The organism is Streptomyces katrae (assembly GCF_000717655.1).
GTDB lineage: Bacteria > Actinomycetota > Actinomycetes > Streptomycetales > Streptomycetaceae > Streptomyces > Streptomyces katrae_B.
Genome location: NZ_JNZY01000020.1, coordinates 28,844 through 54,503 on the forward strand (window position 1 = coordinate 28,844; position 25,660 = coordinate 54,503).

Annotated in this window: 22 protein-coding genes; 12 read left to right on the forward strand and 10 right to left on the reverse strand. The window is 73.1% G+C overall.

Annotated features, from left to right (window positions below; genetic code table 11):
• Positions 1 to 19: 19 nt before the first annotated feature.
• The 8 genes from IF09_RS0123520 to IF09_RS0123555 all read left to right on the forward strand — a co-directional run bounded on the left by IF09_RS0123520 (position 20) and on the right by IF09_RS0123555 (position 8,849).
• Positions 20 to 1,285: an MFS transporter gene (locus IF09_RS0123520; RefSeq protein ID WP_051832768.1), complete on the forward strand. Its 1,266-nt coding sequence runs from the start codon at positions 20 to 22 to the stop codon at positions 1,283 to 1,285.
• Positions 1,282 to 2,796, forward strand: coding sequence for an ATP-binding protein (locus IF09_RS0123525; RefSeq protein ID WP_051832769.1), 1,515 nt, complete (start codon positions 1,282 to 1,284; stop codon positions 2,794 to 2,796). Before IF09_RS0123520 ends, IF09_RS0123525 begins: the two co-directional genes overlap by 4 nt.
• A gap of 15 nt (positions 2,797 to 2,811) precedes the next feature.
• Positions 2,812 to 3,153: a nuclear transport factor 2 family protein gene (locus IF09_RS0123530; RefSeq protein WP_030298822.1), complete on the forward strand. Its 342-nt coding sequence runs from the start codon at positions 2,812 to 2,814 to the stop codon at positions 3,151 to 3,153.
• 117 nt (positions 3,154 to 3,270) lie between these two features.
• On the forward strand, positions 3,271 to 3,918 hold the full coding sequence (locus tag IF09_RS0123535) for a TMEM175 family protein (protein WP_030298824.1): 648 nt from the start codon (positions 3,271 to 3,273) through the stop codon (positions 3,916 to 3,918).
• A gap of 71 nt (positions 3,919 to 3,989) precedes the next feature.
• Positions 3,990 to 5,321: a transposase gene (locus IF09_RS0123540; RefSeq protein ID WP_078613399.1), complete on the forward strand. Its 1,332-nt coding sequence runs from the start codon at positions 3,990 to 3,992 to the stop codon at positions 5,319 to 5,321.
• Entirely contained in the window at positions 5,321 to 6,475 is a 1,155-nt protein-coding gene (locus tag IF09_RS0123545) for an XdhC family protein (RefSeq protein WP_030298826.1), read from the forward strand. Before IF09_RS0123540 ends, IF09_RS0123545 begins: the two co-directional genes overlap by 1 nt.
• A 149-nt stretch (positions 6,476 to 6,624) precedes the next feature.
• Positions 6,625 to 8,067, forward strand: a complete 1,443-nt coding sequence (locus IF09_RS0123550; RefSeq protein WP_030298827.1) for a GuaB1 family IMP dehydrogenase-related protein — start codon at positions 6,625 to 6,627, stop codon at positions 8,065 to 8,067.
• A gap of 200 nt (positions 8,068 to 8,267) precedes the next feature.
• A complete protein-coding gene (locus IF09_RS0123555; RefSeq protein ID WP_030298828.1) occupies positions 8,268 to 8,849 on the forward strand; it encodes a sigma-70 family RNA polymerase sigma factor in 582 nt (193 codons plus the stop codon).
• Here the strand turns inward: IF09_RS0123555 and IF09_RS48255 are convergent.
• The 7 genes from IF09_RS48255 to IF09_RS0123590 form a co-directional block, all read right to left on the reverse strand.
• The gene (locus IF09_RS48255) at positions 8,783 to 11,671 is read right to left on the reverse strand and encodes a helix-turn-helix transcriptional regulator (RefSeq protein WP_158710021.1); all 2,889 of its coding nucleotides are present in this window, start codon (positions 11,669 to 11,671) and stop codon (positions 8,783 to 8,785) included. The two genes, IF09_RS0123555 and IF09_RS48255, sit on opposite strands and share 67 nt — an antisense overlap.
• A gap of 94 nt (positions 11,672 to 11,765) precedes the next feature.
• Positions 11,766 to 13,001: a histidine kinase gene (locus IF09_RS0123565; RefSeq protein ID WP_030298831.1), complete on the reverse strand. Its 1,236-nt coding sequence runs from the start codon at positions 12,999 to 13,001 to the stop codon at positions 11,766 to 11,768.
• Entirely contained in the window at positions 12,998 to 14,746 is a 1,749-nt protein-coding gene (locus tag IF09_RS0123570; protein ID WP_030298832.1) for a cation acetate symporter, read from the reverse strand. Before IF09_RS0123570 ends, IF09_RS0123565 begins: the two co-directional genes overlap by 4 nt.
• Before the next feature lie 124 nt (positions 14,747 to 14,870).
• A complete protein-coding gene (locus IF09_RS0123575; RefSeq protein ID WP_030298833.1) occupies positions 14,871 to 15,146 on the reverse strand; it encodes a hypothetical protein in 276 nt (91 codons plus the stop codon).
• A 219-nt stretch (positions 15,147 to 15,365) separates the two neighbouring features.
• Positions 15,366 to 16,187, reverse strand: a complete 822-nt coding sequence (locus tag IF09_RS0123580; RefSeq protein ID WP_030298835.1) for a LytR/AlgR family response regulator transcription factor — start codon at positions 16,185 to 16,187, stop codon at positions 15,366 to 15,368.
• A 111-nt stretch (positions 16,188 to 16,298) separates the two neighbouring features.
• Positions 16,299 to 17,276, reverse strand: a complete 978-nt coding sequence (locus IF09_RS0123585) for an SCO0930 family lipoprotein (RefSeq protein WP_030298837.1) — start codon at positions 17,274 to 17,276, stop codon at positions 16,299 to 16,301.
• 124 nt (positions 17,277 to 17,400) lie between these two features.
• Positions 17,401 to 18,414: a GDSL-type esterase/lipase family protein gene (locus IF09_RS0123590; protein WP_030298839.1), complete on the reverse strand. Its 1,014-nt coding sequence runs from the start codon at positions 18,412 to 18,414 to the stop codon at positions 17,401 to 17,403.
• A 442-nt stretch (positions 18,415 to 18,856) separates the two neighbouring features.
• Between IF09_RS0123590 and IF09_RS0123595 the strand changes: the two genes are divergently transcribed.
• Both IF09_RS0123595 and IF09_RS0123600 read left to right on the forward strand, forming a co-directional pair.
• The gene (locus IF09_RS0123595) at positions 18,857 to 20,329 is read left to right on the forward strand and encodes an amino acid transporter (protein WP_030298840.1); all 1,473 of its coding nucleotides are present in this window, start codon (positions 18,857 to 18,859) and stop codon (positions 20,327 to 20,329) included.
• Positions 20,330 to 20,339: 10 nt separating this feature from the next.
• Complete coding sequence (locus IF09_RS0123600; RefSeq protein WP_030298842.1) at positions 20,340 to 20,795, forward strand: Lrp/AsnC family transcriptional regulator; 456 nt, start codon at positions 20,340 to 20,342, stop codon at positions 20,793 to 20,795.
• 7 nt (positions 20,796 to 20,802) lie between these two features.
• On the opposite strand, the gene IF09_RS0123605 is transcribed toward IF09_RS0123600, so the two are convergent.
• Both IF09_RS0123605 and IF09_RS0123610 read right to left on the reverse strand, forming a co-directional pair.
• Complete coding sequence (locus tag IF09_RS0123605; RefSeq protein WP_030298844.1) at positions 20,803 to 21,105, reverse strand: WhiB family transcriptional regulator; 303 nt, start codon at positions 21,103 to 21,105, stop codon at positions 20,803 to 20,805.
• A 95-nt stretch (positions 21,106 to 21,200) separates the two neighbouring features.
• The gene (locus IF09_RS0123610; protein WP_030298846.1) at positions 21,201 to 21,935 is read right to left on the reverse strand and encodes a GNAT family N-acetyltransferase; all 735 of its coding nucleotides are present in this window, start codon (positions 21,933 to 21,935) and stop codon (positions 21,201 to 21,203) included.
• Positions 21,936 to 22,238: 303 nt separating this feature from the next.
• Here IF09_RS0123610 and IF09_RS0123615 point away from each other — a divergent pair, with 303 nt between their 5' ends.
• Both IF09_RS0123615 and IF09_RS0123620 read left to right on the forward strand, forming a co-directional pair.
• Positions 22,239 to 23,039, forward strand: coding sequence for a carbon-nitrogen hydrolase family protein (locus IF09_RS0123615; protein WP_030298848.1), 801 nt, complete (start codon positions 22,239 to 22,241; stop codon positions 23,037 to 23,039).
• 52 nt (positions 23,040 to 23,091) lie between these two features.
• On the forward strand, positions 23,092 to 24,789 hold the full coding sequence (locus IF09_RS0123620; RefSeq protein ID WP_030298850.1) for a flavin monoamine oxidase family protein: 1,698 nt from the start codon (positions 23,092 to 23,094) through the stop codon (positions 24,787 to 24,789).
• An 81-nt stretch (positions 24,790 to 24,870) separates the two neighbouring features.
• On the opposite strand, the gene IF09_RS0123625 is transcribed toward IF09_RS0123620, so the two are convergent.
• Positions 24,871 to 25,512 (reverse strand): DUF5995 family protein, encoded by a 642-nt coding sequence (locus IF09_RS0123625; RefSeq protein ID WP_030298852.1) that lies wholly within the window; start codon positions 25,510 to 25,512, stop codon positions 24,871 to 24,873.
• Between the last annotated feature and the right edge of the window lie 148 nt (positions 25,513 to 25,660).

The following is a 25,660-nucleotide window of genomic DNA, read 5'->3' on the forward strand; positions in this document are numbered from 1 at the left end:
CCACGGGGGAGTTGACGCAGTGGCCGAATTGTCCAGGACGACCACGGGGGTACCGGCCGGTCCGGCCGCCCAGGCGGCGGCCGCGGCACCCGGAGGCTCCGGCTTCTGGGTGGTCGGGGCCGTCCTCGTCCTGCTGATGCTCTCCTCGTCCGTACCCTCCGCCCTCTACGTGCTCTACCAGGAGAGATGGGGGCTGTCCTCCGGCACGATCACGGTGGTCTTCGCGCTGTACGCGGTCACCGTGCTGGTCGGGCTCCTGCTGTTCGGGTCCCTGTCGGACACCCTGGGCCGGCGCCCCGTGCTGGGCGTCGGCCTGGTCCTGGCGATCGTCTCCATGGGGTTGTTCGCCGGAGCCCGGGGGCTCGGGCTGCTGCTGGCCGCCCGCGCCGTGCAGGGCCTCGCGGTGGGCCTGGCCACCGGGGCGATGGGAGCAGCCCTGCTCGAACTCACCCCGCGCTCGCGGCCGGCGCTCGGCGCCCAGGTCAACAGTGCGGGGCCGACGGTGGGGATCGGGCTCGGCGGGATCGGGGCCGGGCTGCTCGTCCAGTACGCGCCCGCCCCGACCGTGCTCAGCTACCTGCTGCTGGTCGCCGCCTTCGCGGTCACGCTGGTGGGGGTGGTCCGGATGCGTGAGAGCGCTCCCGGCACCCGCTCCGGGGGCCGGATGCGGATCAGCGCACGCCGGATCCACGTCCCGGCCGCCGTGCGGGGCCGGTTCGCGGTCCTCGTCCTGACCATCGTCGCCGTCTGGTCGGTCGGCGGCTTCTACCTCTCGCTCGGGCCGCACCTGGCCCTGTCCCTGCTGCAGAGCAGCAACTACCTCGTCGGCGGGGCCACCGTGGCCCTGCTCGCGGGCGCCGCCACCGCGGCGCAGCTGCTGCTGGGCCGTACCGAGGCCCTGCGCACCGCCGTCCTGGGCCTGTGCGGGCTGCTGGCCGGGCTCGGCCTCGTCCTGCTCGCGCTGGGCCTCGGCTCGGCCCCCGTGTTCCTCGTGGCCACGGCCGTGCTCGGCAGCGGCTGGGGCGCGGCGTTCCTCGGCTCGTTCCGGGCGCTGAGCGCGCTGGCCGAGCCGGCGCACCGCGGCGAACTGACCGCCGCCGTCTACGTCTTCGCGTACCTCGCGATGAGCGTGCCGGCGGTGCTCGCCGGAATGCTCACCAACATCCACGGACTGCACCGCACCTCGGTCGGCTTCATGGCCGCCGTCGCCGGGGTGTGCGCGCTGGCCCTGTTCGTCACGCTGCGGCTCGCCGCCCGCACACGGGCCGAAGGGAGCACCACATGAAGGCTGCCGACATGAGCGCCGCCGAGCTGCGGTCGGCCCTGCTCGCCCTGGAGATCTTCGCCGGGCTCACCGAGGAGCAGCTGGACTGGCTGGCCTCCGTCTCCGAGCCCCGGGTGCTCGCCGACGGGGAGGTCCTCTTCCGCGACGGCGAGGAGGCCACCGGCTTCCACGTCCTGCTCGAGGGCGGGCTGGTGGTCACCAAGGTCGTCGACGGCCGGGAGGAGGTGCTCACCCGGCACTCCACCGAGGAGGAGAGCGCCGCCGCCGAGGAGCACGACGGAAAGCCCTCCGCCGCGCACCGCTTCACCGGCGAGCTGCCGCTGCTGACGGACGGCGCGTACGTGGCCACCGCCTCCGCGAGCGGGCCGGCGACCACCGTCGTGGCGTACCCGAAGCCGGTGTTCTTCGAGATGCTGACCCGCTGCCACGGCGTGGCGGCCGTCCTGATCCCGGTGCTGGCCTGGCGGATCAAGTCCTCCGAGGTGCAGGCCCGCAAGCGGGCCACCGTCGAGGCGCTCGGCACCCTGGCCGCAGGCCTCGCGCACGAGCTGAACAACCCGGCGGCCGCCGTGGCCCGGGCCGCCCAGGAGCTGGCACCGGCCCTGGAGGGGCTCACCCGGACCGCCCAGGCCTGGGGCGCCGCCGCGACGGGCGCGGAGCGCTCGGTCTTCGACCGGCTCGCCGAGGAGCTCGACAAGCTGCCGCCGCCGGTCACCACCGATCCGTTCGCCCAGGCCGACGCCGAGGAGGAGATCGCCGACTGGGCCGAGGAGGCGGGCGCCGAACGGCCCGGGCTGCTCGGCTCGGGGATCTCGGACCTCGCTCTGGAGCTGGGCTGGCTGCAGGAGCGGCTGGAAGGGGTCGGGGAGACGGCCCTGCCCGCTGCCCTGGACCACCTGGCGGCCCTGCTGGAGATCCGCTCGCTCGCCGCGGAACTGCGCGCCGCCGGTCCCAGGATCTCCCAACTGGTCGCCGCCACCCGGGATTACGCCAATCTCGACCGGGCGCCCGAACAGCGTTTCGCGGTGGCCGACGGGATCGAGAACACGCTGGTCGTGCTGCGTGCCAAGCTCGCCGGCATCACCATCGTGCGTGAGTACGAGCCGGGCCTGCCCGAACTGACGGGCTACCCGAGCGAGTTGAACCAGGTGTGGACCAACCTGGTCGACAACGCGGCCGAGGCCATGGAGGGCGCCGGAACGCTCACGCTGCGGGTCCGCGCCGAAGGCGTCTGCCTCGTCGTGGAGATCGCCGACACCGGCCGGGGCATCCCCGCGGACTCGCTGCCGCGGATCTTCGAACCCTTCTACACGACCAAGGACGTGGGGAAGGGCACGGGCCTCGGACTGCACCTCAGCTACCGCATCGTGACCCAGCGCCACCACGGCTCGATCACCGCCCGCTCGCGTCCCGGCGAGACCCGGATGGTCGTACGGCTGCCGCTCACCGCGGCCGCCGCCTGCGCCGAAACACCTGATCAACGCACCTCCACCCGCTCCACCACCAGTTGAGAGAATGGAGTCGACATGGCCAAGTACGACCTCTCCAAGCTGCACCCGGTGTTCGTCCGCCAGATGGAGGCCCTGGCCGCCCTGGACATCGAGGCGGTGATGAAGAACTACACCGACGACGCCGTCCTGCTGCGCTTCGAGGGGGTCTCGGTCGGGATCGAAGCCGTGCGCGAGACGTTCACGGGCTACCTGACGGTGAAGCCCACGCTGGTGGAACTCCAGGAGTACATCGAGACCGAGGACACGATCTTCTACCGCGCGATCATGAATCTGAACGGCGAACCGGAGCACGCGTTCGGGACACTTGTGGTCCGCGATGGCCGGATCTGGCGCCAGACCGCCGGTTTCGGCGGCTGACCACCGATATCTGGGTAGCGTGTGCGGGGAGAGCGAAGGCAGCGCTCTCCCCGCACGTGCAGGCCCCGCCGGAGACCGCGGCGAGGGCCTCGCTGGTGAAATGGCAAAGGGGAGGTCATGGAACGCGAAACCGGGCGTGTCGAGGCATTCAGTGACGGGGTATTCGCCATCGTCATCACGATTCTCGTTCTGGAACTAAAAGTTCCGGAAGAAACGGGATCGGACTTCTGGCACGGCGTGTGGGAACAGTGGCCGCACTACGCCGCATACGTGGTGAGTTTCCTCATCATCGGCGTGATGTGGGTGAACCACCACACCATCTTCAGTCACCTCAAGCGGGTGGACAGGCCGCTGTTGTTCCTGAATCTCATGGTGCTGATGGTGGTGTCGGTGATTCCGTACACCACCACCGTGCTCGCCGAGCACCTCGTCGAGGAAGGCGGCTCCGCCAACGCCGCCGCGGTCCTCTACAGTTCGGTCACCGTCGTCTACGCGCTGGCGTTCCTGGCCTTCTGGTGGTACGTCACCCGCGTCGGCCACCTGTTCCACGAACGGGTGGACAGGGACGGCGCCCGGGCCACCCGCGTCCGCTTCGGCCTCGGCGCCGTGGCCTACCCCCTGACCGTTCTCCTGTCCTTCTTCTCCGCACCGCTCACTCTCGTCGCGCACTTCCTGATCGCGCTCTACTACGCGGCGAACCAGATCCCCATCCCCCTCGTGGTAGAGGAAGAGCGGCTCGAATCTGCCAGCGACCTCAGGAAGTAGCCGCCGTGGCCTACGGCCGTTCTGTACGGTCAAGTAGGGTATTGGATCTAGTGGTCGCGGGGGAGGCCCAGATGGCTCGCGTAGTCCTTCCGGAGGATTCCACGAAGGAAATCTCCGAATTGATCGACGTCCTGATCTCTCTTTTCTTCGAGTCCTTACCCCGGCGGGACCAGCGAAACTGGGCCCGCGTTTATCTCAACGGCCTGGTGCGGACGAGTGGGAAGAAAACAATCCGTAACATTGCCGGAACGGGCGCCAGTTCCGTCGAGCAGAGCCTCCAGCAGTTCATCAGCAAGTCACCCTGGGACTGGACCCCCGTACGCCGCTCCCTCGCCCAGTACCTCGAACGCACCGCCCAGCGCCCGCTGGCCTGGGTGGTCCAGCCCATGGTCATAGAGAAGGCCGGCGACCGCTCGGTGGGCGTGGGCCGCCAGTTCGTCCCCCAGCTCGGCCGTACCGCCAACTGCCAGCAGGCCAGCGGCATCTGGCTCACCTCCAGCGAGGCCAGCTTCCCCGTCGAATGGACCCTCACCCTCCCCGGGCCCTGGACGAGCGAGCTGCTGCGCCGCCGGCGGGCCGGCATCCCCGACACCGCACGCTCGCTCACCCCCGCCCAGGACGCCGTACACGCCGTCCAGCGGATGGCCGCCAGCTGGCAACTCCAGCGCCGGCCCGTGGTGATGGAGGTCGCCAACACCGACATCCCGCAGAGCATCGAGTCCTTCGCCCTGCAGGACATCCCTTTCGTCTTCAAGGTCGACGGCTCGCTGCCCGTCTCGTTCGGCGGCGCCGGCCGGCACAAACCGGGGCCGCACACCGCCCCCGCCCGCGAACTCATCGACTCCCTGCGCTCCCAGCGGCGCGTCGTCGAATGGACCCGGCACGGCCGCGCCGAAGGAGCAGTGACCCTGCTGACCTCGGCCGCCATCCTCGCGACCCCCGGCGAGGACCGGTCCGCACCCCTGCCGCCCACCCCGCTGCTGCTCGTCGGCGCCTGGACCGAAGCCGCCCTGCTGCCCTCCGAGTTCTGGATCACCAACATCGGAGACAGGCCGCTGGCCCAGCTCTTCCTCCTCGCCAAACTCACCGACCGGGTATCCCTCGATTTCACCGAGACCTGCGAACCCGTAGGCATCCGTGATTTCGAGGGCCGCTCCTTCCGTGGCTGGCACCACCACGCCACGCTCGCGAGTGTCGCCCACGCGTCGATGCTGCTCGGTGCACGCGGCAGGATCCCCGACGGATTCCCCGGGGGGCACGCACGGCCCCCGCTCGGCGCGACGCCCGGTCCCGTGTCCCGGACCGGGGCACCCGGCCCCGTGGCGCGCACCGGCCCGCCGCCGGTGCTGCCGCCGCGGCCGCTGATCCCCGGCCAGAGCGCGAGACGCGAGTACATCCGCTGATGCTCGACATCGCCGAGGAACTCCGCGCGTGGTGCACCGCGCACCGCGAATTCGCCCTGGCCACCGTGGTCGCCGTCAGCGGGAGCGCGCCGCGCGGCCCGGGCGCCTCGCTGGCCGTCGACGCCGGCGGCACCGCGCTCGGCTCCCTCTCCGGGGGATGCGTGGAATCCGCCGTGCACGAGCTGTGCCTCGACGCGATCGCCTCCGGCGAAGGCGGCGTGCACCGCTTCGGGTACAGCGACGACGACGCCTTCGCCGTCGGCCTGACCTGCGGGGGAGTCCTGGACGTGCTGGTCACCCCGGTGCGCGGGCACGACCCGGTGCGGCCCGTCCTCGGCTCCGTGCTCGAGGCCGCCGCCGCAGGGGCCCGGGCCGCGCTGGCCCGGGTGGTCTCCGGCCCGCCGCCACAGCTCGGCCGGGCCCTCGCCGTCCACCCCGACGGCTCCTACGAGGGCTGCCTGGGCGGGGAGCCGGCCCTGGACCGGGCCGCCGCCGGGTACGTACGGGACCTGCTGCTGGCCGGGCGCACCGGGACCGCCGAGCTCGGCACGGCGGGCGGGCTGTGCGGGCAGCCCCTCACCCTGCTGGTCGAATCCGCCGCCGAACCGCCCCGGCTGATCGTCTACGGCGCCGTCGACTTCGCCGCCGCCCTGGCCCGGGTCGGGGCCTTCCTGGGGCACCGGGTCACCGTCTGCGACGCCCGGCCCGTCTTCGCGACGCCGGCCCGCTTCCCCGACGCCGACGAGGTGGTCGTGGACTGGCCGCACCGGCACCTGGCCGCGGAATGGGAGGCGGGCCGGCTGGATTCCCGTACGGCGGTCTGCGTCCTCACCCACGACACCAAGTTCGACGTACCCCTGCTGGCCCTCGCCCTCCGGCTGCCGCTGGGCTACGTGGGAGCCATGGGATCGCGGCGCACCCACGCCGAACGCGAGCGGCGGCTGCGCGAGGAGGGGGTGGCGCAGGCCGCGCTCGCCCGGCTGCGCTCACCCATCGGGCTGGACCTGGGCGGCGCCACCCCCGAGGAGACGGCCCTGTCCATCGCCGCCGAGTTCACGGCTGTCCGGTACGGAGGATCCGTCGCCCCCCTGGCCGGGCGCCGGGGTCCGGTCCACGGGCGCACCCGGTTCACCTCCGGGACGAAGGTCCCGTAGGAAAAGACCACGGGGCCCGGTATGTCCTGGACGATCAGCCCGGGCGGCATTCATGCCGGGCCATGGGAGAATGAAGTACGTGCGTTTCCTCGGCTGCCTGCCTGTCGAGGCCGTAGACGGATCCTTCGATCGACTGGGATGTTCAGCACGTGCGTTTCCTCAATGACCAGAAGCCGCCGTACGACCTGACGTACGACGACGTATTCATGGTGCCGAGCCGCTCCGCGGTCGGTTCCCGCCAGGGCGTGGACCTCTCCTCGCCCGACGGCACCGGCACCACCATTCCGCTCGTGGTCGCGAACATGACCGCCATCGCGGGCCGGCGCATGGCCGAGACGGTCGCCCGCCGCGGCGGCATCGTGGTCATCCCGCAGGACATCCCGATCGAGGTCGTCACCGACGTCATCTCCTGGGTGAAGACCCGCCACCTCGTGCTCGACACCCCGATCACGCTGGCGCCCGCCCAGACCGTCGCCGACGCGCTGTCCCTGCTGCCCAAGCGGGCCCACGGCGCCGGTGTCGTCGTCGACGCCGACGGCCGCCCGGTCGGTGTCGTCACCGACCACGACCTGACCGGCGTGGACCGCTTCACCCAGCTCTCCGAGGTCATGTCGAAGGAGCTCCTGCTCATCGACGCCGACATCGACCCCCGCGAGGCGTTCAACAAGCTCGACGCCGGCCACCGCAAGCTGGCCCCGGCCGTCGACGAGGACGGCAAGCTGGTCGGCCTCCTGACCCGCAAGGGCGCGCTGCGCGCGACCCTGTACACCCCGGCGACCGACGCCAACGGCAAGCTGCGCATCGCGGCGGCCGTCGGCATCAACGGCGACTTCGTGCAGAAGGCCAAGCAGCTGCTCGACGCGGGCGTGGACACGCTCGTCATCGACACGGCCCACGGCCACCAGGAGTCGATGATCAACGCGATCAGGGCCGTGCGCGCGCTGGACCCGCAAGTCCCGATCGTCGCCGGCAACATCGTGGCCGCCGAGGGCGTCAAGGACCTCATCGACGCCGGCGCCGACATCATCAAGGTCGGTGTGGGCCCCGGCGCCATGTGCACCACCCGCATGATGACCGGCGTGGGCCGCCCGCAGTTCTCCGCGGTGCTGGAGTGCGCGGCGGAGGCGAAGAAGTACGGCAAGCACGTGTGGGCCGACGGCGGAGTCCGCCACCCGCGCGACGTGGCGATGGCGCTGGCCGCCGGCGCCGCGAACGTGATGATCGGCTCCTGGTTCGCCGGGACGTACGAGTCCCCGGGCGACCTGCAGCAGAGCGCCGACGGCCGGCTCTACAAGGAGTCGTTCGGCATGGCCTCGGCGCGTGCCGTGCAGAACCGCACGTCGGAGGAGTCGGCGTACGACCGGGCACGCAAGGGCCTGTTCGAGGAGGGCATCTCCACCTCGCGGATGTTCCTGGACCCGGCCCGTCCGGGCGTCGAGGACCTGATCGACTCGATCATCGCGGGTGTGCGGTCCTCCTGCACCTACGCCGGTGCGGGCTCCCTCGCCGAGTTCGAGGAGAAGGCCGTGGTCGGCGTCCAGTCGGCGGCCGGCTACGCCGAAGGCAAGCCGCTGCACGCCAGCTGGAGCTAGCTCCCCTTTTCCGGTGGCCCCGGGCCCGTCCTCGCGGACGGGCCCGGGGCCACCGGCGTTCGGGGCGCAGGGACCCCGGGGACCGTTCGGCGTGCCGTTCGACCGGTCGGCGCAGATGGCGGGCGGATACGCCAAGCGGCGGATAACTCCGGGCGCCGGGTCCGCCACGCTCAGGTCATCCGACCTGGAAGGGGCACCCCGTGGCCAGTACCCTCCGCCGCCGCACCGACGCGCACGCCCTCGCGCGACTGCACAGCGAGCACGGCAAAGCCCTCTACGGCTTCCTCCTCGGTCTCACCTTCGGCGACCGGCACCGCGCCGAGGACCTCCTCCAGGAGACCCTCTTCCGCGCCTGGAAGCACCCCGAGGCGCTGGAGAGCGGCCACGCGTCCATGCGGCCCTGGCTCTACACCGTCGGCCGGCGCCTCGCCATCGACGCCCGGCGGGCCCGCCAGGTCCGGCCCGCCGAGGTCGGGCCGGACGCCCTGGACATCCACCTGCCCGTCGCCGACGACCGCACCGAGCAGGCCGTCGCCGTCCTCGACGTCCGTGACGCGCTGAGATCACTCAGCCCCGAGCACCGCGCCGTGCTCGTGCAGATCTACTTCCGCGGGGCGTCGGTGTGCGAGGCCGCCGAGGCGCTCGGGGTTCCCGCCGGGACCGTCAAGTCGCGTACCCACTACGCCCTGCGCGCCCTCCGGGAGGCCATGCCCGGCTACGGTCCCGGCCCCGCTTCCGGACCGCGTACGGGCTCCGGGCCCGTGCGCCGCGCAGCCGCCTGAGCGGCCACCCCCGCCCGCGAGCGGACCTGCAGCTTCGCCAGGATGTGCGACACGTGCGTCTGGACCGTCCGCGTGGACAGGAAGAGGGAGCCCGCGATCTCCGGGTTCGACCGGCCCTGCGCGACGAGCCGGGCCACCTTCAGTTCCGCGGGTGTCAGCGCCTCCCACCCGCTGGCCGGCCGCCGCCGCGACGAGCGGCTGCCGCGCCGGACGCCCAGGCTCCGCAGCCGGGCGTCGGCCCGGGCGGTGTCCCACCGGGCGCCCAGGTCCTCGTACGCGGCCACCGCGCGCGTCAGCGCCGACCGGGCCGCCGCCAGGTCGCCGTGCCAGGCCCGGGCCACCGCGAGGTCCTCCCACGCATGGCCCAGCACCAGCGGCCAGCCGCCGCGCTCCGCCCGCTCCAGAGCCTGCGCCAGCAGCTGCGGGTCCTGCGCGAACAGCCCCCGGCAGCGCAGCAGCGCCAGCGCCGGGCCCGGATAGTCCGGCAGCGCCGCCGCCGTCCGCCCGCAGGCCGCCACCGCCGCCCGGGCCGTCGCGGTGTCCCCGCTGTCCAGGGCCACGCGGACGATCTCCGACAGCACCCAGGGGCGCTCGTACGCCCCCGCCTCGTCCGGGCTGTCCGCCAGCGCCGGCAGCAGCTCGCGCACCGCGTCCGCCGGGCGGCCCGCCCGCTCCGCCAGCAAGGCCCGGGCCAGGAGCACGTGCCCGCTGTAGCGGCGGGCCGCCGGGGCCGCGAACGCGTCCGGCGCGAGCAGCGCGAGCTCGGCCTGCGCCGCCTCGCGCTCGTCCCGGTGGCCGAGTACGAGGGCCCGCAGGCCGTGCACCACCACCGGCAGCCAGCCGTCCGAGACCGGCAGCCCGTCCGCGCGGGCGACCCCGGCGAGCGCCGCGTCCCAGTCCCCGAGCCGGTAGTGGAACTCCGCGAGCCGCGCCTCGGTGACCACCAGCCGTCCCGCCGAGCGGGTGGCGAGCGCCAGCTCCCGCGCCTCCCGCAGCGCCGCGGCGACGGTCTCCGGCTCGTCGAACCGCAGGTGCGCCTCGGCCTGGTTGGCGAGCAGCAGCAGCCGCATGTCGTTGGCCTCCTGGCTGCGCCGGGCGCAGGCGATCCCCTCGGCGACGTGCCGCAGCGACTCCCGGCCGCGGCCCAGGTGGAACAGGGCGAAGGCCATCGCGTGGTGGGCCTCCGCCCCGCACAGCGGATCGCCCAGCCGGGCCGCCTCCGCCACCACCGGCACGGCCAGCGCATGGGCCTGCGCCGGGCAGTGCAGATCGGCCAGGGCCAGCACCCGGCAGGCCTCCAGCCGCAGCCGGAGCGTGGGGGAGGCGACCTGCTCCGCCAGCGCGTCCTCGGTGACGGCCAGCGAACGGGCCATGTCCCCCTGGATCATCAGCGCCGACACCAGCTTGAAGGCCAGCGCCGCCCGGTGTCCGGGGTCCGTGGCCCGCCCGTGCAGGGTGGCCAGGAGCTCCACCGATGCGGGGCGGCGCAGCATCAGGGCGGCGTCCGCGAGGCTCCCCTCCAGGGCGTCCCGGTCGTCGCAGTCGGCCTGTGCGACGGCCCGCTCCAGCAGTTCGGCGGCCGCTCCGGGCGCCGCCGAGATCAGGGACTGCGCCGAGTGGGCCAGCCAGTGCACCGCCCAGCGGTCCAACAACCCGCCGGCCAGCAGCTGTTCGGCGGTCCGCTCCGGATCGTGCCCCGCCTCGGCCAGGGCCCGGGCCGCGTCCTGGTGCAGGGCGGACCGGGCGGCCCGGGGGAGCTCCGCGTACAGGGCCCGGCGCAGCGCGGGCTGGCGGAAGCGCAGTCGCTCGCCGGTGTCCTCCAGCAGCCCGGCGAGGAGCGGCTCCTCCAGCTCGGCCAGCACCTCGCGCACAGGTCTGGCCTGTACGAGGGCCAGTTCGCGCGGGGTGAAGGCCGGGCCGAGCAGCGCTGCATGCCGCAGGGTGGTGTACGCGGGGCGGGAGAGGTAGCCGATGCCCCGCGGGAGGGAGGCGGGCGGCTCGGGCAACTCCGCCTCGGGCAGGATCAGTTCCGCGACGGCGACGGCGACGGCGTGGGCGTCCGCGGTGCCGTTCCCGCCGTCGCCGCTGCCGTCGTCCCGGTACCCACCGGTGATCTCGATGGACCGGGACCACTGCGCGGTCAGGTCCCGCAGCAGCCGGGGATTGCCGCCCGCCTGCCCGGCGGCCTCCCGCAACCGCGGCCCGGGCGCCGCCCCCAGCATGGCGCGGAGCAGCTCGGCCGACTCCGTCCCGGTCAGTGGCTCCAGCCGGACGGTCCGCCCGCGCGGGCCCGCGCCCAGCTCGGCGCACAGCTGCTCCACCTCGGGCCGCCGGGGCAGCGGTCTTCGGGTCGCCGCCAGCAGCAGCGGCAGCCGGTCCACCGCCCGGGCCAGGCGCTGCCACAGCAGCAGGCTGGCCGGGTCCGCCCAGTGCAGGTCGTCCAGCACCAGCAGCAGCGGGCGCCGCGCGCACCACTCCTCGACCCCGGACACCAGCAGGTCCATGGCCGCAAGCCACGCCCCGCCGGGCTGCGCCGCCTCCCGGGCCTCGCGGAGCAGCGCGACCACGGCCGCCCGGCCGGGACCCCCGGGATGCAGGCAGTCCAGCGCGGCCCGCAGCGGCAGCTCCGCCGTGAAGGCGTCGGCGGCCCCGTAGCGCACCCGGCTGCCCAGCGCGGCCGCCTCGGCCAGCGCCTCGCGCACCAGGGCGGTCCGGCCCGCGCCGGGCTCGCCCTCCACGATCAGGCGGCCCCCGCTGCCGCGCGCACCGCCGCGCACCCAGTCCCGTAACTCTTCTCGCAGTCGTTCACGCCCGACCCGCACGTCGGCGTCCTCCCCAGACGTCTCCCGGCTGCCGGCGGGGCATCCCCGCCGGCCGGTCCGCGCCTGTGCCAGGATGGCATGCCGGCGGGGGCGGTCAGTAGCGGGGGAGCTGCTCACCCGGCGATGAACTGTGCACGCCCGCACGGTACTTGGGGAGCCGAAGGGTGATCTTCATGCCCGCGCCGACACCCGTCTCGATCACCGGTCCGTACGCGTCCCCGTACACCTGCCGGATCCGCTCGTCCACGTTCGTCAGCCCGATGCCCGACGAGGAACCGCTCCGCTCCCCGGCCAGGATCCGGCGCAGCAGGGCCGGATCCATCCCGACCCCGTTGTCCTCGATGGTGATCACGGCCTCCGCGCCCGCGTCCCGGGCGGCGATCGTGATCAGGCACTCCCCGGTGGTGTCCTCCAGCCCGTGCTTGACGGCGTTCTCCACCAGCGGCTGCAGGCACAGGAAGGGCAGCGCCACCGGCAGCACCTCGGGCGCCACCTGGAGGGTCACCTTCAGCCGGTCCCCGAACCGGGCCCCGGCCAGGGACAGGTACTGCTCGATGGAGCGCAGCTCCTCGGCGAGGGTGGTGAACTCGCCGTGCCGCCGGAAGGAGTAGCGCGTGAAGTCGGCGAACTCCAGCAAAAGGTCCCGGGCCCGCTCCGGATCGGTGCGCACGAACGAGGCGATCGCGGCGAGGGAGTTGAAGATGAAGTGCGGAGAGATCTGCGCCCGCAGCGCCTTGATCTCCGCCTCCATCAGACGCGTCCGCGAGCGGTCCAGCTCGGACAGCTCCAGCTGGACGGAGACCCAGCGGGCGACCTCCGTCGCGGCCCGCACCAGCACCGCCGACTCGCGCGAACCGTACGCGACGAGCGCGCCGAGCATCCCGTCCTCGCCGGTGAGCGGGGCGACCACCGCCCACTTGAGCGGGCAGTCGGGGCGGGTGCACTCGGTCCGTACGCTCTGGCTGCGCCCCGAGTCCAGCATCACGGTGACCCGGGCCATCGCCCGCCGCTGGTGGTGGTCGGCGCCCGGGCCGTCCCAGGCCAGGACCGCATCGCGGTCCGTGAGGCACAGGGCCTCGGTGCCCAGCAGGGAGCGCAGCCGTTTGGCGGCCTTGCGGGCGGCGTCCTCGGTGAGCCCGGCGCGCAGCGGGGGAGCGGCGAGCGAGGCGGTGTGCAGGGTGTGGAAGGTGGCCCGCTCCACCGGGGTCCCGAGGTCCAGTCCGGTCGCCCGTTCGCCGCGCCGGGCGTGCCACCGGCCCGCGGCCCAGCCCAGGCCGAGCATCAGGGCCGCACCCGCTGCCGCCAGAACCGCGAGCACCGCTCCGGTCACGGAGCACCGCCCACGCGGGTGCCGGATCCGGCCCCGGCCCCGGTCACGCTTTCCGGCAGGTGCAGCCGGGCCAGGGTCGCCGCCGTACCCGCCGGTACCCGCGACCGGGTGGCCAGCGACACGAGCACCATCGTCAGGAACCCCAGCGGTACCGACCACGCCGCCGGCCACGCCAGCAGCGTGTGCACCCAGCCCGCCGGGGGCAGCCCCGCCCGCGTCGCCAGCACCGCGCCCAGCGCCGCCCCACCGCCGGTGACCAGCCCCGCCACCGCACCCGGCGGGGTCAGCCCGCGCCACCAGATGCCCAGCACCAGCAGCGGGCAGAACGACGAGGCCGACACCGCGAAGGCCAGCCCCACCGCGTCCGCCACCGGCACGTCGGTCAGCGCCATGCTCCCGGCCAGCGGTACGAGCATCGCCACCAGCACCGCGAACCGGAACGTCCGCACCCCGCGCGTCGGCAGCACGTCCTGGTGCAGCACCCCGGCCACCGCCATGGTCAGTCCCGAAGCCGTCGACAGGAACGCCGCGAACGCGCCCCCGGCCAGCAGCGCCCCCAGCAGGTCGCCGAGCACCCCGCCCAGCATCCGCTCCGGCAGCACCAGCACCGCCGCGTCCGCGTCCCCTGTGAGGGCGAGCTCCGGCGCGTACGTGCGGCCGAGCACCCCGTACACCGGCGGCAGCAGGTAGAAGCAGCCGAGCAGCCCGAGCACCACCAGCGTGGTGCGCCGCGCGTCACGGCCGTTGGGGCTCGTGTAGAAGCGCACGGCGACGTGGGGCAGGCCCATGGTGCCGAGGAAGGTGGCCAGCACCAGCCCGTAGGTCGCATACAGGCCGAGCGCCGGCCGGTCCCCGTCCAGCGGCTGGGACCAGCGGGAGGCCTCCGGCCCGGACGTCGCCCGGGTCTGCGGGACCGGGGTGTCCGGGGCGAACTCGAGCCGCGCGCGGGCCCGTACGGAGTGCTCCCCGGGATCCAGCGTCAGCGGGGCCGCCGCGTACGTCCGCCCGTCCACCTGCCCGGTGACCTTCAGCGTCAGCGGCGCGTCCAGGGACAGCCGGACGTCCTCGGCGAGCGTGACGGCGGTGTGCTCGCGGAAGACCGCCGGGGCGTCGAACGAGGCCCGGGGCGCGCCGTCACCGGCCCAGGCAGCGAGCAGGAAGAAGGCGGGCACCAGCAGCGCGGTGAGCTTGAGCCAGTACTGGAAGGCCTGCACGAAGGTGATGCTCCGCATCCCGCCGGCCGCGACGGCCGCGGTCACCACGAACGCGACGACCACCCCGCCCACCCAGTGCGGGGCCCCGGTCAGGATCTCCAGGGTCAGCCCGGCGCCCTGCAGCTGCGGCAGCAGGTACAGCCAGCCCACCCCGACCACGAACAGCACCGCGACGCGGCGCACCGCCTGCGACTGCAGCCGGGCCTCGGCGAAGTCGGGCAGCGTGTACGCCCCCGAGCGCCGCAGCGGGGCCGCCACCAGCGCGAGCAGCACCAGGTATCCGGCGGTGTAGCCGACCGGGTACCAGAGCATCTCGGGCCCCTGGAGCAGCACCAGCCCGGCCACTCCCAGGAAGGAGGCCGCGGAGAGGTACTCCCCGCTGATCGCGGCCGCGTTGAGCCGGGGCCCCACCGTCCGCGAGGCGACGTAGAAGTCGGAGGTGGTCCGCGATATCCGCAGGCCCAGCGCGCCGACCAGCACCGTGACCAGGACGACGACGGTGACCGCGGTCAGCGCGTACGTCTGGTTCACCGGTCGGTCCTTCGCCGCGGGGATGCAAGGGGGTACCGGAGTCTACGCACGCCCCCGGACCGGGCAACAGGCGTGATCCCGGCCGATCCCGACCGCTCCCACCGGCCGAAAAGGGGCGTCGGCGTCAGCGCGCGGGGTCGCGGTGCTCCGCGCAGTCCCGCAGGGCGATCTCCAGTTCCACGTACGAATCCTCGGCTCGCCGGAAGGCGAGGGTCAGGGCCGCCTCCGCGCGGGGCGGCAGCTGCTGGCGGACCCCCTGGTTGGCCTCGTACAGTACGTCGGCCCAGCGCGCGGCGGCGCTGCGCAGCCGGGCGATCAGCACCTCGGCCTCGGCGGGGCCGGCGGGCGGGGTCCTGGGCAGGACGGCCAGCGCGTCGAGCAGCGCCTGGATCTCGGCCATCCGCACCCCCCGCTCGTTCCGGCCTGTTCCTTCCGGACCGGCGGCTCCACGATAGGTGCGGGCGGGACCGGCCGCGGGCGCCGGAGCCCGCCCTGCGACCGACGGCGGCAGCGGGGCGCCGTACGTCCCTTGCGGTGCGACGAACGGCGCCCCGGAACGCCGGACGGTCGGTGCGCCCGCCGGACGGCCGCGCGGCAGTGCGGCTGTCCGGTCCCGCGGCTATCCGGTCGCCTGGCGCATGAGCAGGTCCCGCAGCTGCCGGGCGTGGCGGCGGCTGACCTGGAGCTCGGCCGATCCGACGCGGACGCTGGTGGTGCCGGCGTCGAGCCGGAGCTCGTCGATCCGGCCCAGTGCCACCAGGTGGCGGCGGTGGATGCGGACGAACCCGCGGGCCGCCCAGCGCTCCTCCAGCGTGGAGAGCGGGATGCGGACCAGGTGGCTGCCCTCGTCGGTGTGCAGCCGGGCGTAGTCGCCCTGGGCCTCGACGTACGCGATGTCGGCGATCGCCACGAACCGGGTGACGCCGCCCAGTTCGACGGCGATCTGGTCCGCGGTGCGGTCGGCGACGGTGACCTCGGGGACGGGGCGGCGCTGAACGGGGACGACCGGACCGGCCGGTTCCGCGGGCTCGGGCGGCTGCGCGGCGGCCCGGCCGAGCTGGGCGCAGGCCCGCCGGACGGCCTCGGCGAGCCGCTCCGGGCGGACGGGCTTGAGTACGTAGTCCACGGCCTTGAGGTCGAAGGCCTGTACGGCGAACCCCTCGTGGGCGGTGACGAACACGATCAGCGGCGGCTGGGCGAACCCGGCCAGCAGCCGGGCGATGTCGAGGCCGGTCAGTCCCGCCATGTGGATGTCGAGGAAGACCACGTCGATGCCGTCGGGCCCGTCCGGGCCGGTCTCCAGGGCCCGGGTGATCCGCCGCAGGGCCTCGGTGGCGTCCGAGGCGCCCTCGGCGCTCAGCACCCGGGGGTCGGAGCGCAGCAGGTAGAGCAGTTCCTCGAGGAGCGGTTTCTCGTCGTCGACGGCCAGTACGCGCAGCATGCGGTGGAGTCTATGGACGAGTGCGCCAGGGCGGAACGGTGCGCGGCCCGCCTGCCGGGGGGAGGGGGCAGGGGGCCGCGCGGTCCGGGAGTGGGGGGGAGGAGGAGCGGATCAGGAGGTGGTGATCAGCTTGCCGTCGGGGGAGACCGCGTACCAGGTGCCGCCGACGCCCTGGCCGTTGATGTCACCGGGCTTCTTGTCACCCGTGAAGGTGTAGACGGGCCAGCAGTCGATCGCCTGCTGCTTCATGCCGTCGGGGCGGTCCAGGACGGAGTAGCCCTTCTCCACGATGCCCTTGGCGTTCGCCTTGTCCACCGGGGGCACCACCGGCCACTTGGCCACGCAGTCGCCGGTGCAGTTGGAGGCCATCGGCCAGGCGGTGTCCTTCTTGAAGCGGTAGACCGTCATCCCGTTGCCGTCGACGATGTGGTCGCCGAGCTTGGCGTCCTTGGTCACGGTCAGTGCGCCCGAGGCCTGGCCCGCACCGGCGGGCGCGGCGGGGGCGGGGGCGGCCGCGCCCTTCGCGGCCTTCTTGCCGTCGGGGGCGAGGGCGAACCAGGTCCCGCCGACGCCCTGCCCGTTGGTCTCGCCCGCGTTGGTGTCCTTGCTGTAGCGGTACACGGGCCAGCCGGCCACCGTCAGCTGCTTGCTGCCGTCGGTGCGGACGACCTCGCCGAGCAGTGCCGGGTCCATGCCCGCGGCGGCGGTGGCGTCGCCGGCCGCGACCACCGGCCAGGTCTTCGCGCAGTCCCCTTCGCAGTTGGACTTCGGCGGCTTGGCGGTGTCCTTGTCGAAGCGGTAGAGGGTGAAGCCGGCGCTGTCGGCGAGGACCGGGCCGAGCTGCTCGTTCTGGGCGATCGCCAGCTGGCCTGCGGCCTTGGCACCCGATTCGGAGGCGGTCCCCGCACCTGCGGCGGATCCCGCGCCGTAGTCGGAGCCGTAGTCGCCGGCTCCGGAAGCGGGAGCCTGGGACGCGGCGCCGGCCGGCTTCGCGGCGCCGGCCTTGGTGTCGTCCCCGCCGCAGGCCGTCGCCGTCAGGGCGACGACAACTGCCACGGCCGCCAGGGTGGTTCCGCGCTTGATGCCCATCTTGATCTCTCCCACGTGTGGTGTGCCCGTGTCCGCCGCCCGTTTCCGGTGCGTCGGCAACTCTGCGAAGGACACGCCCTGTCGGGGTCGATCTGTTCAAGCGGATTCCTGTGGGCTGTTTCACTCACCCGGCATCGAACCCGGCCCGCCGCAGAGCCGTGACCACAGCGAGGCCGAGGACCTGGTGTCCGGTGTCGTCGGGGTGCAGCCCGTCCGCCAGGTGCTCCGGACCGAGCAGGTCACGGCCCGGCAGCAGGGCCAGGTGGTCGTCCCCGGCGGTGATCCGGTCGCGGGTGGCCCGCTCCATCGCATCGCGCAGGGCGCCCAGGGTGGCGCCGAGCCGGTTCGGGGTGCGTTCGGCGTCGGGCCGCAGCACGGGGGAGACCAGCAGCAGCGGCGTCCGCGGGTGCCCCTGGCGGACCAGGTCGAGGAACGCGCGGGTGGTCTCGTACAGCAGTGGCGCCGAAAACGGTACGCGGGACCAGCAGTTGGTGCCGAAGGCGAGGGTGAGGACGTCGGCGGGGAGGCCGGCGAGCTGCTCGGCGGTGGCGAGCTCCCCGCGCGCGGCACCCGCGTACCCGAGGTTGACGGTGTCCCACCCGAGCGCCCGGCCGGCGACCGCGGGCCAGCCGTGGGCGGGCCGGGTGGACCACCAGCCCTCGGTGATCGAGTCGCCGTGCACCACCCAGCGCCGTGCGGGCGGCGCCGGGGCCACGGAGCCGCCGATCCCGCGCAAACCGAGGATCAGCGGGGACTGCCCCTCAGGCGGATACAGGATGAACGGGCCGGGCCCGCCCGGGAGTTCGATGCGTACGACGGCCTCCACGGCCGGTTCGGTCCACACCTCACGGATCACCCCGTGGCGGTCCCACAGGGCGAAGCCGTGCGCGAGGTCGCGCAGCGCGTCGGTGGGGCCGGGCACGGTCGCCCGGTAGCGGATCTCCACCGCGTGGGCCGCCTGCGCCGTGAACTCCAGACGCACCCCTATCGGCAGGGTGGCCCGCTCGCCGGTGTCCCAGGGCAGCCGCATGCTGTCCGCCGGGTCGGCCCGTACCGGGCGCCCCTTGTCCAGCCAGGCGACTCCGCGCAGGAAAGGCCCCGGGTCGAGCCAGTGCGTGGCGGTGCTCTCGGCGTTCACTGCGCGCCTCCGGTCGTCGGTGGATCTCGGAGCCGAGGGGGTCCGTGCCCCCCGGTGCCACCGCGTTCACCCGTACCCCGGACGGGCCCGGTTCACCGCCGCGGAGCGCACCCGCGCGATCGGGCCGGCCCGGGCGGCATGCTGCGGCAGATCTGACGAGGTGTCAATAAAGGGGGGTGAGGGCGTCGGGCGCACCGATCGATCATCCGTGCGCAACAAAGGACCATCCGGGACAGATCCGCGCAACGATCGTGCGGCAATGTGCAAGGATGGTGCATTACGGGCGCTATCAATCAGCTCGTAGGCTCACTCGCTGTACGTGGAGTGGCGTGGACCGCCTGCTCGGCGGTCCTCCCCATGCCCAGGCTCTTGTCTGTGTCCTGCTCCGGACCGCTGCGGTCGATGCCTCAGTCCCCATCCGCAGTGTCTAAGGAGTCCCCTCGTGCTCGAAACCGGCCAGGCGCCACCGCTCGCCTCCGAGCCCCGCAAGCCTGTGAACCCGCTGCTGCGCCGCAAGCCGGTCGAGCAGATGGTCGCCGAGGGAGGCCAGGGCGAGGGCGGCACGCTGCGCCGCTCGCTCACCATGTGGCAGCTGACCATGATCAGCATCGGCGCCACCCTGGGCACCGGCATCTTCGTCGTCCTCGGCGAGGCGGCCCCCAAGGCCGGCCCGGCCGTGACGATCTCCTTCATCATCGCGGGCCTGACCGCGCTCTTCTCGGCCCTCTCCTACGCGGAGCTGGCCGGATCGGTGCCGGTCTCCGGCTCCTCGTACTCGTACTCGTACGCCACCATGGGCGAGTTCATCGCCTGGATCTGCGGCTGGTGCCTGGTCCTGGAGTACGCCGTCTCGGTCTCCGCGGTCGCCGTCGGCTGGGGCCAGTACCTCAACGAGCTCCTCGAGGGGACCATAGGCATCACCCTCCCGGAGAAGCTCTCCGCCGCCCCGCTGGGCGACGGCGGCTTCATCAACCTGCCGTCGCTGGTCGTCGTCCTGCTCGCCATGGTCTTCCTGATGCGCGGTGCCAAGGAGAGCGCCCGCATCAACACGATCATGGTCGTCGTGAAGATCGTCACCCTGGTGCTCTTCATCGGCATCGGCGTCATGGGCATCAAGTCCGGCAACTACGCCCCGCTGGCCCCGCTCGGCGTCACCGGCATCAGCGCCGCCGCCTCCACGCTGTTCTTCTCGTACATCGGCTTCGACGCCGCCTCCACCGCCGGTGAGGAAGCCAAGAACCCGAAGAAGGACCTGCCCCGCGCGATCATGCTGTCGCTCGGCATCGTCACCGTCCTCTACGTCCTCGTCGCCTTCGTCGCCGTCGGCGCCATGCCGTGGCAGGACTTCGAGGGCACCGAGGCCGCGCTCGCCCAGATCATGACCGACGTCACGGGCCACAGCGTCTGGGGCGTCGTCCTCGCCGCCGGCGCCGTCGTCGCCATCGCCTCCGTCGTCTTCGCCGTCCTCTACGGCCAGACCCGCATCCTCTTCGCGATGTCCCGCGACGGCCTCGTGCCCAAGGTCTTCGCCAAGGTCGACGAGAAGAGCGGCGCCCCCCGCGCCAACGTGCTCATCGTCTCCCTCTTCTGCGGCGCCCTGGCGGCGTTCATCCCCCTGGGTGAGCTCGCCAACGCGACCAGCATCGGCACCCTCTTCGCCTTCGCCCTGGTCAACGTCGCCGTCGTCATCCTGCGCCGCACCAACCCCGACATGCCCCGCACCTTCAAGGTGGCGCTGTTCCCGGTCACGCCGATCCTCGGCTTCGTCGCCTGCGCCTACATGATGTACAGCCTGCCGGTCGCCACGTGGGTCGCGTTCGGTGGCTGGATGGCCGTCGGCCTCGTGGTCTACTTCCTGTACGGCATCCGCCGCTCCCGACTGGCCACGGCAGAAGTGGCCACAGCAGAAAAGTGATCCACCCGCAGTGCGACTGAACGATCTCGACGAACGCATCGTGCACGCCCTCGCCGAGGACGCCCGCCGCTCCTACGCGGACATCGGCTCCGAGGTCGGACTCTCGGCCCCGGCCGTGAAGCGACGCGTGGACCGGCTGCGGGTCGAGGGAGCCATCACCGGCTTCACCGTCCGCGTCGACCCCGCCGCCATGGGCTGGGAGACCGAGGGCTTCATCGAGATCTACTGTCGCCACAACACCTCGCCGGACGACATCCGGCGGGGGTTGGAGCGGTACCCGGAGGTGGTGTCCGCGTCGACCGTCACCGGCGACGCGGACGCCCTCGTCCAGATCTTCGCCTCCGACATGCGCCACTTCGAGCGGGTGCTCGAGCGCATCGCGGGCGAGCCCTTCGTGGAGCGCACCAAGTCGGTGCTCGTCCTCTCCCCGCTGCTGCGCCGCTTCACCTCGGGCGCGCCTGCATGAGGCCCGGCTACGCCCTCGTGCCGGCCTCGGCGGTGTGCGCCGGGCCCAACAGGGCCCGGCGTTCCTCTTCGGTCAGCCCGCCCCACACCCCGAACGGTTCGCGGGTCCGCAGCGCGTGCTCCAGGCACGCGGCACGCACGGGGCAGACGGCACACACCCGCTTCGCGGCCTCGTCGCGGTCCTCTCGCTCCTCGCCCCGCTCGCCGGCCGGGTGGTAGAACCGCCCGGGGCCCAGGTTCCGGCAGGCCGCCCGTAGCTGCCACTGCCAGTGATGGTGCGCGGCGCCGGGCAGGCGGGAGACGTCGGTCATGGCAGTTCCTTTCGCTGTCCTCGGCATGACCTCGCGTGTGACCGCTCCGCGCGCCCTGAAACCTGTCGTTTCGTCCCTGCCGGCGCCGGCCTCCGTCAGGCCCCGGTGTCCGGGGTGAGCAGCCCGATGAACAGCGGCCGGCGGCGCAGCGTGAACCCCATCGACTCGTAGAGCGCGATCGCCCCGGTGTTGTCCGCCGCGGCGTGCAGGAACGGGCGGTCGCCGCGCTCCCGGATCCCGGCGGCCACCGCCCGGATCAGCCGGCCCGCGAGCCCCTTGCCCCGGTGGTCCGGGTGCGTGCACACCGCACTGATCTCCGACCAGCCCGGCGGCCGCATCCGTTCCCCGGCCATCGCGACGAGCCGGCCCTCGTGCCGGATCCCGAGGTACGTGCCCAGCTCGACGGTGCGCGACAGGAACGGTCCCGGCTTCGTGAGCTCGACCAGCTCCCGCATCTCCGGTACGTCGCCGGGCCCCAGCAGGACCGCTTCGGGCGCGGCCTCGGCCCGTACCGCCCCGCCGTCCAGCTGTACGCCCGGTATCGAGGCCGCCGTCGTCCACCCCGCGGGCGGGATCGGCAGTCCGGTGACCCAGACGGGGGCGCCGGGCCCGGCCAGCGCGGCCAGATCGGCCCAGGCCCGCGGGTCGTCCGGGTCCGCGAGCGCGGCGAACGGCGAGGCCTCCGCGACGTACCGGGCCGCGAGGCCGGCGGGCCCGGTCTCGGCGAAGGCACGGCTCGGGCCGCTCAGAGCGGCCCAGACCGGATTGTCGAGTACGTGGACATCGTCGAGTACGTGGACGGGCGTGGCCGTGTCGGTGTCGGGCGACATGGGGTGGCGGACTCCTTCCTTCGGCAGCGGCCGCAGGCCCGTCCACCAGCTCCTTGACGGCCCCGCGCACCGCCACGAGACTGCTGGTGACGACGGTCATGAGGGTCAGCGTCCGCCGGGGGCGGGTTTATGCCCCGGCCGCCGTGCAGAGCGGCCAACGGCCCCGCGCAACGAATCTCCGTCCCCGCCGCGAAACACGCAACGAATCGATGCGCGGAGCGCAACAGTCATGGCTTGTCGGGGTCGAACGGGTGAACGTACCTTCAATAGGAACCCCTCCCCTCCTGCCACAGAGGTACGCCCATGCCCCCGCTGCGCACCGCCCTCCTCCAGAGCTCCGGACGGCTCGGCGACACCGCCGAGAACCTGAAGGCGCTCGACGGGGCTGTGGAGCGCGCCGCACAGGCGGGTGCGGGACTCCTCGTGACCTCGGAGATGTTCCTGACCGGCTACGCGCTGGAGGTCCAGGACATCGCCGCCCTCGCCGAGGCGGCCGACGGCATGTCGGCCCGCGCCATCGGCGAGATCGCCCGCCGCCACGGGGTCGCCGTCCTGTACGGCTACCCGGAGCGCGAGGGCGAGACCGTGTACAACGCGGCCCAGCTCGTCGGCCCGGACGGGGTCCGGCTGGCGAACTACCGCAAGACGCACCTGTTCGGCTGCTTCGAGCAGGACGCCTTCACCCCCGGCGACACCCCCGTCGTCCAGGCGGAGCTGAACGGCCTCCGCGTCGGCATCATGATCTGCTACGACGTGGAGTTCCCGGAGAACGTCCGCTCCCACGCACTGGCCGGCACCGACCTCCTCCTGGTGCCGACCGCGCAGATGCACCCCTTCCAGTTCGTCGCCGAACAGCTCGTCCCCGTACGGGCCTTCGAGAACCAGATGTACATCGCGTACGTCAACCGCACCGGTCCGGAAGGCGAGTTCGAGTTCGTCGGACTCAGCTGCCTGGCCAGCCCCGACGGGGTCACCCGGACCAGGGCAGGCCGCGGTGAGGAGCTGGTGATCGGCGAGGCTGACCCCGAGCTGCTGGCCGCCTCGCGCGAGAACAACCCGTACCTGCGCGACCGCCGCCCCGGGCTCTACGCCTCCCTCGTCTGAGTCCCGCCAGCGCCCTCCCCCCCTGCCCCACCCCCGCAAGGAGCCGTACCCCATGACGTCCACGGTGCCCACCACCGCCGTCCCGCACAGCGACGGACAGCCGCCGATCACCATGTTCGGTCCGGACTTCCCGTACGCGTACGACGACTTCCTGGCCCACCCGGCGGGCCTGGGCCAGGTCCCGGCGACCGAGTTCGGCACCGAGGTCGCGGTCATCGGCGGCGGCCTGTCCGGCATCATCTCGGCGTACGAGCTGATGAAGATGGGCCTCAAGCCCGTCGTGTACGAGGCCGACCGGATCGGCGGCCGGCTGCGCACCGTCGGCTTCGAGGGCGCCGGCACCGAGGGCCTGACCGCGGAGATGGGCGCCATGCGCTTCCCGCCGTCCTCCACCGCGCTCCAGCACTACATCGACCTCGTCGGCCTGGTCACCGAGCCCTTCCCGAACCCGCTCGCCGAGGCCACCCCCTCGACGGTCGTGGACCTCAAGGGCGAGACCCACTACGCCGAGACCATCGCCGACCTCCCGCAGGTCTACCGCGACGTGTCGGCCGCGTGGAACGCCTGCCTCGACGAGGGCGCCGACTTCTCCGACATGAACCAGGCGATGCGCGAGCGGGACGTCCCGCGCATCCGCGAGATCTGGGCGAAGCTCGTCGAGAAGCTCGACGACGAGACCTTCTACGGCTTCCTCTGCAAGTCCGAGGCCTTCCAGTCCTTCCGCAAGCGCGAGATCTTCGGCCAGGTCGGCTTCGGCACGGGCGGCTGGGACACCGACTTCCCGAACTCCATCCTGGAGATCCTCCGCGTCGTCTACACCGAGGCGGACGACCACCACCGCGGCATCGTCGGCGGCTCGCAGCAGCTGCCGATGCGCCTGTGGGAGCGCGAGCCCGAGAAGATCGTCCACTGGGCCCAGGGCACCTCGCTGTCCTCCCTGCACGACGGCACCCCGCGTCCGGCGGTGACCCGCCTGCACCGCACGGCCGGCAACCGCATCACGGTCACCGACGCCGACGGCGACATCCGTACGTACCGTGCCGCGATCTTCACGGCCCAGTCCTGGATGCTGCTGTCGAAGATCGCGTGCGACGACACGCTCTTCCCGATCGACCACTGGACGGCGATCGAGCGCACCCACTACATGGAGAGCTCGAAGCTCTTCATCCCGGTGGACCGGCCGTTCTGGCTGGACAAGGACGAGGAGACGGGCCGCGACGTCATGTCGATGACCCTCACGGACCGCATGACGCGCGGCACGTACCTCCTGGACAACGGCCCGGACCAGCCGGCCGTCATCTGCCTCTCGTACACCTGGTGCGACGACAGCCTGAAGTGGCTGCCGCTGTCCGCGAACGAGCGGATGGAGGTCATGCTGAAGTCGCTCGGCGAGATCTACCCGAAGGTCGACATCCGCCGCCACATCATCGGCAACCCGGTGACCGTGTCGTGGGAGAACGAGCCCTACTTCATGGGCGCGTTCAAGGCCAACCTGCCGGGCCACTACCGCTACCAGCGGCGCCTGTTCACCCACTTCATGCAGGACCGCCTCCCCGAGGACAAGCGCGGCATCTTCCTCGCGGGAGACGACATCTCCTGGACGGCGGGCTGGGCCGAGGGCGCGGTCCAGACGGCGCTGAACGCGGTCTGGGGCGTCATGCACCACCTGGGCGGCTCCACGGACGCCACCAACCCCGGCCCGGGCGACGTCTACGACGAGATCGCCCCGGTCGAACTCCCGGAGGACTGACCCACCCGGTCCCTCCGGCCCCGTGACCACGGGCCGCCCCCGCGCCACGAGCGCGGCGGCGGCCCGTCTTCATGCCCCGGCTCAGGAGGTCGGGGTCAGGAGGCAGCGGCCGACCAGGCCGACGCCGGCGTCGAGCGAATCCGTGAACTCCTCCGCCAGATCGGGGGAGCGGCGCAGGGTCCACAGCAGGCGGGCCGCCGACCAGGCGGCGCCCCGGGCCCGGTCCAGGCTCCACGAGCCGAGCAGGTGCGTCAGCGGGTCGGCGACCTCCAGCAGGTCCGGGCCCGGCATGAGGTCCTCCCGGATGTGCTCCTCCAGGGAGACCAGGGTGTCGCCGACCCGGTCGAAGTCCGCCTCCAGGGCCCGCGGTTCGCAGTCCAGCGCCCGGCAGGTGGCCACCACCGCCAGCGCGAGGTCGTGCCCGATGTGCGCGTTGATCCCGGCCAGCGCGTGCTGCAGTGGGCGGATCCCCGGGTGACGGCGGTACTGCAGCAGTGGCCGCCAGCACGCCGGGGCCCGGTCGGCCTCCACCGCCGTCAGGTACCGCTCCGCGAACCGCACGCTGAGCGCCTCCGCCCGCCGCGGCGCGGGGAACTCCCCGTGGGAGATGCGGGCGTGCAGCGTCTCCGTCACGGTCAGGTACACCCGGTTGAAGACGGCGACACCGTCCTGCGCGGGGAGCCGCTCGTCCAGGGCGCGCATCCGCGCGAGCACCGCTTCCATGGGAGGCAGCGTCCCAGCCGGCGGTGCGGATCCGGGGAACTTGGCCGTGTGCTTCCCCGGTTCGGGCGAACCCGGCTCAGGATCGCGTGTCCCGCGCGGCCGGTTCCCCGCCCGCGTCGCCCTCGCCTGGCGGGGCTCGCCGCGCCCG

Coding starts and splice junctions, on each gene's coding strand:
- IF09_RS0123615 (WP_030298848.1), top strand. CDS start 22,239: ATGCCCCCGCTGCGCACCGCCCTCCTCCAGAGCTCCGGACGGCTCGGC.
- IF09_RS0123525 (WP_051832769.1), top strand. CDS start 1,282: ATGAAGGCTGCCGACATGAGCGCCGCCGAGCTGCGGTCGGCCCTGCTC.
- IF09_RS0123535 (WP_030298824.1), top strand. CDS start 3,271: ATGGAACGCGAAACCGGGCGTGTCGAGGCATTCAGTGACGGGGTATTC.
- IF09_RS0123625 (WP_030298852.1), bottom strand. CDS start 25,512: ATGGAAGCGGTGCTCGCGCGGATGCGCGCCCTGGACGAGCGGCTCCCC.
- IF09_RS0123585 (WP_030298837.1), bottom strand. CDS start 17,276: ATGGGCATCAAGCGCGGAACCACCCTGGCGGCCGTGGCAGTTGTCGTC.
- IF09_RS0123540 (WP_078613399.1), top strand. CDS start 3,990: ATGGCTCGCGTAGTCCTTCCGGAGGATTCCACGAAGGAAATCTCCGAA.
- IF09_RS0123605 (WP_030298844.1), bottom strand. CDS start 21,105: ATGACCGACGTCTCCCGCCTGCCCGGCGCCGCGCACCATCACTGGCAG.
- IF09_RS0123620 (WP_030298850.1), top strand. CDS start 23,092: ATGACGTCCACGGTGCCCACCACCGCCGTCCCGCACAGCGACGGACAG.
- IF09_RS0123545 (WP_030298826.1), top strand. CDS start 5,321: ATGCTCGACATCGCCGAGGAACTCCGCGCGTGGTGCACCGCGCACCGC.
- IF09_RS0123575 (WP_030298833.1), bottom strand. CDS start 15,146: ATGGCCGAGATCCAGGCGCTGCTCGACGCGCTGGCCGTCCTGCCCAGG.
- IF09_RS0123610 (WP_030298846.1), bottom strand. CDS start 21,935: ATGTCGCCCGACACCGACACGGCCACGCCCGTCCACGTACTCGACGAT.
- IF09_RS0123530 (WP_030298822.1), top strand. CDS start 2,812: ATGGCCAAGTACGACCTCTCCAAGCTGCACCCGGTGTTCGTCCGCCAG.
- IF09_RS0123580 (WP_030298835.1), bottom strand. CDS start 16,187: ATGCTGCGCGTACTGGCCGTCGACGACGAGAAACCGCTCCTCGAGGAA.